General features: G+C 62.2%; 6 protein-coding genes. All 6 read left to right on the top strand.

What is annotated here, in order from left to right; all coding sequences use genetic code 11:
- The coding region (locus tag VKM35_RS11900; RefSeq protein ID WP_324321235.1) for a RidA family protein at positions 1-283 on the top strand (283 nt) is incomplete at its 5' end.
- Between the two features lie 99 nt (positions 284-382).
- Positions 383-913: a 3-hydroxyanthranilate 3,4-dioxygenase gene (locus VKM35_RS11895; RefSeq protein WP_324321234.1), complete on the top strand. Its 531-nt coding sequence runs from the start codon at positions 383-385 to the stop codon at positions 911-913.
- A gap of 106 nt (positions 914-1,019) precedes the next feature.
- Positions 1,020-2,030, top strand: a complete 1,011-nt coding sequence (locus tag VKM35_RS11890) for an amidohydrolase family protein (RefSeq protein WP_324321233.1) — start codon at positions 1,020-1,022, stop codon at positions 2,028-2,030.
- 161 nt (positions 2,031-2,191) lie between these two features.
- A complete protein-coding gene (kynU, locus tag VKM35_RS11885) occupies positions 2,192-3,463 on the top strand; it encodes a kynureninase (RefSeq protein WP_324321232.1) in 1,272 nt (423 codons plus the stop codon).
- A gap of 171 nt (positions 3,464-3,634) precedes the next feature.
- Positions 3,635-3,922, top strand: a complete 288-nt coding sequence (locus tag VKM35_RS11880) for a GIY-YIG nuclease family protein (RefSeq protein ID WP_324321231.1) — start codon at positions 3,635-3,637, stop codon at positions 3,920-3,922.
- A 74-nt stretch (positions 3,923-3,996) separates the two neighbouring features.
- Positions 3,997-5,075 (top strand): NAD(P)/FAD-dependent oxidoreductase (locus VKM35_RS11875; RefSeq protein ID WP_324321230.1); only part of this gene is annotated, 1,079 nt, incomplete at its 3' end.

Raw genomic sequence — 5,075 nt, 5'->3', positions numbered from 1 at the left:
CGGGAAATTGCTCTCCTACGACATCGTCGCGCAATGCCACTCGGTATTCGCGAACGTGCGCGCGGTGCTGGCCGCCAGCGGCGCGAGTTGGGAGGACCTCGTCGACGTGACGGTGTACCTCACCGACATGGCGCGCGACTTCAGGGCTTACAACGCGGTGTGGGCGGAATATTTCCCCGATGCCGCGAAAGCGCCCTGCCGCACCACGCTCGGGATCACCGCATTGCCGACGCCGATCGCCATCGAGTTGAAATGCATCGCGGTATTTGTCAACGAAAAATAGTGCTCGTCATCCCGGCGAAAGCCGGGACCCATTGTGATCTTCAAGAATCAACATGGGTCCCGGCTTTCGCCGGGATGACGGGGAAAAGGAAGCGAGAACATGCTCAACCCTGCCTTCAACCTGCGAGCCTGGATCGATGAGCACCGGCACCTGCTCAAGCCGCCGGTCGGCAACAAATGCATCGTCGATGGCGACTTCATCGTGATGATCGTCGGCGGCCCTAACCAGCGCACCGACTATCACTGGGATGAAGGCCCAGAATTCTTCCATCAGCTCGAAGGCGAGATGATCCTGCGCATCCAGGAAGACGGCAAGGCGCGCGACATCCCGATCAAAGCCGGCGAGATGTTCTACCTGCCCGCGCGCGTGCCGCATTCGCCGCAGCGCATGGCCGGTTCGATCGGACTGGTGATCGAACGCAAACGGTTGCCGCATGAAAACGACGGCCTGCTCTGGTTCTGCGAACGCTGCAACCACAAACTCTACGAAGAATTCTTCCCCTTGCACAACATCGAGAAAGACTTCCCGGCAGTGTTCGAGCGCTTCTACAAATCGCACGAGCACCGCACCTGCAAGCAATGCGGACACCTGAATCCGGCACCCTCGAAATACGAGTTCCCGGATACGTGATTGCTTTTGTAGGAGCGGCGTGAGCCGCGATAGCTTGCTTCGAAGAAAGACTGTTCGCGGCTCACGCCGCTCCTACACACACCACCGGGATTGCTAGACTAGCCCCATGCTGAAAATCGATACCCACGCCCACTACCTGCCGATGGATTGGCCGGATCTCGCCGCGAAATACGGCGACAACCGCTTCCCGGTGATCCACCACGGCGACGACGGCCGCCATCGCATCTACAAGGACGGCAAGTTCTTCCGCGAGATCTGGCCCAAGACATGGGATCCGGATGTGCGCATCGCCGACTACGCGCAGTTCGGCGTGCAGGTGCAGGTGATCAGCACGGTGCCGGTGATGTTCAGCTACTGGGCGAAGGCGCATCACGCGCTGGAACTGCACCAGTCGCTCAACGACCACATGGCCGAAACCTGCCGCGCGCACCGCCGGCACTACGCGGGCATCGGCACCGTGCCCTTGCAGGCACCGCGCCTGGCGATCCAGGAACTCGAGCGCTGCATGGACCAGCTTGATCTGCAGGGCGTGCAAATCGGTTCGCATATCGGCGACTGGAATCTCGACGCGCCGGAGTTGCTGCCGTTTTTCGAGGCCGCGCAGGATCTTGGCGCGGCCATCCTCGTGCATCCCTGGGACATGATGGGCAGCGAGTCGATGCCGAAATACTGGCTGCCCTGGCTGGTCGGCATGCCCGCCGAACAATCGCGCGCGGCGTGTTGCCTGATCTTCGGCGGCGTACTGGAAAAATTTCCGCGCTTGAAGGTCTGCCTCGCGCATGGTGGCGGTAGTTTTCCGTACACGATCGGCCGCATCGAGCATGGTTTCAACATGCGACCAGACCTGGTCGCGACCGACAACCCGCGCAACCCGCGCGAATATCTCGACCGCCTGTTCTTCGACTCCTGGGTCGCCGACGAACGCGCGCTGCGCTATCTGCTCGATACCTGCGGCGTCGATCGCGTGATGCTGGGCACCGATTATCCGTTCCCGCTGGGCGAACAGGAGCCCGGGAAAGGTATCGCGGCATTGAATCTTGATGAGGCTGCACAAGCGCGGCTCTACCATGGCACGGCGCTGGAATGGCTGGGCTTGAGCAAGTCGCGATTCGATTGATGCTTTATCCCCTCCCCTGTTCACACCCCAAGGGTGCTTCCTTCGGGGCGCAAGGGAGGGTTAGGGTGGGGTAGAAACTTGCCGCGCTCCGCCGTCCCATCCCCCCAGCCTCCCCTGCAAGCAGGGGAGGAGTCCGCAAGAAATAATGGCGTTCGCACACGATGACCGATCTTTATTCCGAAGCCTACGCCCTCGCCCTCGACGCCGCCGATCCGCTGCGCGCATTTCGCGAACAATTCCATATCCCGACGCATGGCGATCGCGAGCAGCTTTATTTCTGCGGCAATTCCCTCGGTCTGCAGCCGAAGGCCGTGCGCGCCGCGCTGATCGACGAACTCGACGACTGGGCGGCGCTGGGTGTCGAAGCGCATTTCCAGGGCAAACATCCGTGGATGCCGTATCACGGCCTCGTGCGCGACACGCTGGCGGGCTGCGTCGGCGCGCAACCGGGCGAAGTGGTCGCAATGAATTCGCTGTCGGTGAATCTGCACCTGTTGATGGTGAGTTTCTACCGGCCAACCGCGCAGCGACCGGCGATCCTGATCGAGGCCGGCGCGTTTCCATCGGATCGCTACGCGGTCGAATCGCAGATCCGCAGCCACGGTTTCGACCCAGCGACCGCGTTGATCGAACTCGAAGGCGACGAGCCCAACGGCACGATCTCGATGGCGGCGATCGAACGCACGCTCGCCGAGCACGGCGAGCGCATCGCCCTGATCCTCTGGCCGGGCGTGCAATATCGAACCGGTCAGGCTTTCGACCTGACGGAAATCGCGCGTCTCGGCCACGCGAAAGGCTGCATGGTCGGCTTCGATCTCGCCCACGCCGCCGGCAACCTGCCGCTGCAGTTGCACGACAGCGGTGCCGATTTCGCCGCGTGGTGCAGCTACAAATATCTCAACTCCGGCCCAGGCGCGATCGCCGGCGCGTTCGTGCACGAACGCCACGCGCACAGCGATCGCCCGCGTTTCGCCGGCTGGTGGGGTCATGACCAGGCCACACGCTTCAAGATGGGCCCCGAGTTCGTGCCGACGCCGGGCGCCGACGGCTGGCAGCTGAGCAATCCGCCGATCCTCGCGCTCGCGCCGTTGCGGGTGTCGCTGGAAATCTTCCAGCGCGCCACGATGCCGGCATTGCGCGCGAAATCCGAAAAACTCACCGCCTATCTCGAATCGCTGATCCGTACCCGCCTGGACGACACGCTGAAGATCGTCACGCCATCGGAAGCCGAGCGTCGCGGCTGCCAGTTGTCGCTGCGCGTGATCGGCGGCCGCGAACGTGGCCGCGCACTATTCGAACACCTGATGACGCAGGGCATCATCGGCGACTGGCGCGAACCCGACGTCATCCGCATCTCGCCCGCACCGCTGTACAACCGTTTCAGCGACGTGCTCGGCTTTGTGCAGGCGGTAGAGCATTGGCGTAGCGCGTGAACCTACCCCCAGTCGACAAAACGGTGCCGTCATGCCCGCGGTCTTCAACAGCGGAGCTGGTCAGGCGGGCATTCATTGACTCTGAAATAGAAAAGCCACTCCCACAAGCCCCGGCCCACTTGGCCGTCATGCCCGCGAAGGCGGGCATCCAGTGACTTTTCTTGAAGACCCATGAAGCAACCTGCCGTCTATCTCCTCGCAAGCGGGCGCAACGGCACCTTGTACGCCGGAGTCACCAGCAACCTGATCCAACGTACCTGGCAGCACAAGGAAGCCGACCACCCCGGATTCACCGACAGATACGCGGTGAAGATGCTGGTGTGGTACGAACTTCACGAGACCATGGAATCTGCGATCGTTCGTGAAAAGCAACTCAAGAAATGGGAGAGAAGCTGGAAGATTCGCCTGATCGAGGAAATGAATCCTTATTGGAACGATCTTTATCCACAGATCATTTGAAAGGCAAAGACGCTGGATGCCCGCCTACGCGGGCATGACGGAAAACTGGTCTATTAAAAGAGGTTTTGCTAGCAATGACACCCGGTTCGCAAAAAATAACCATCGCTGGTGCAGGTCTCGCCGGTGCATTGCTGGCCACGCTGCTGGCGGGCAAGGGCTGGCAGGTCGAAGTCTTCGAGCGTCGCCCCGATCCGCGACGCAGAGGTTACGAGGGCGGACGTTCGATCAATCTCGCGCTGGCCGAACGCGGCTTGCACGCCTTGCGCCTGGCTGGACTCACCGAGGCAGTGATGGCGCAGGCGACGATGATGCGCGGACGCATGGTGCACTCGGCCGATGGCGGCGAACCGCAACTGCTGCGTTACGGCAAAGACGATTCGGAAGTGATCTGGTCGGTGCATCGCGGCCGCCTCAACATCAGCCTGCTCGATGCCGCGGAAGCGGCGGGCGCGACGATCCGTTTCGACGCGCGCCTGGATGCCGTGGATTTCAACGCGAAGACCTTGCGCCTGATCAACGATCACGACCGCAGCGAGGAAGTACGCGACTTCAAGGTTTTGATCGGTGCCGATGGCGCAGGCTCGGGATTGCGGCAGGCGATGAAGTCGCAGGTCGCGCTTGGCGAGCACTTCGTCACACTGGGACACGGTTACAAGGAATTGGAAATCCCCCCCGCCGCCGACGGCAGCTTCCGCATCGAGCCCAACGCCCTGCACATCTGGCCGCGCGGCGGCTACATGTGCATCGCCCTGCCCAATACCGAACACACCTTCACGGTCACGCTGTTCCTTCCCAACGAAGGCGACCCGAGTTTCGCGACGCTGCCCGATGTCGATGCCGCACGCGCCTTCTTCGCGCGCGATTTCCCCGATGCCTTGCCGCTGATTCCAGAGTTCGACGCCGACTGGAGCAATAACCCGACCAGCAGTCTGGGCACGCTGTATCTGGATCGCTGGCATCTCGATGGCCGCGCCGTGCTGTTGGGCGACGCCGCGCATGCGATGGTGCCCTTTCATGGCCAGGGAATGAACTGCGCGTTCGAGGATTGCACGGCGCTGGCGCGGCATATCGAACATGCCGACGACTGGGCCGCGGCCTTCGCCGGTTTCGAAGCCGAGCGCAAGCCCAATGCCGAAGCGATCCAGGCGATGGC

Source organism: Arenimonas sp., assembly GCF_035312645.1.
Lineage (GTDB): Bacteria > Pseudomonadota > Gammaproteobacteria > Xanthomonadales > Xanthomonadaceae > Arenimonas.
The sequence above is the reverse complement of the archived record's forward strand: the minus strand, read 5'-3'. Positions and strand labels throughout refer to the sequence as shown.

Bases quoted from the DNA above. Each gene is read 5' to 3' on its own strand.
- VKM35_RS11880 (WP_324321231.1), top strand. From the start codon at position 3,635: ATGAAGCAACCTGCCGTCTATCTCCTCGCAAGCGGGCGCAACGGCACC.
- VKM35_RS11895 (WP_324321234.1), top strand. From the start codon at position 383: ATGCTCAACCCTGCCTTCAACCTGCGAGCCTGGATCGATGAGCACCGG.
- VKM35_RS11890 (WP_324321233.1), top strand. From the start codon at position 1,020: ATGCTGAAAATCGATACCCACGCCCACTACCTGCCGATGGATTGGCCG.
- kynU (WP_324321232.1), top strand. From the start codon at position 2,192: ATGACCGATCTTTATTCCGAAGCCTACGCCCTCGCCCTCGACGCCGCC.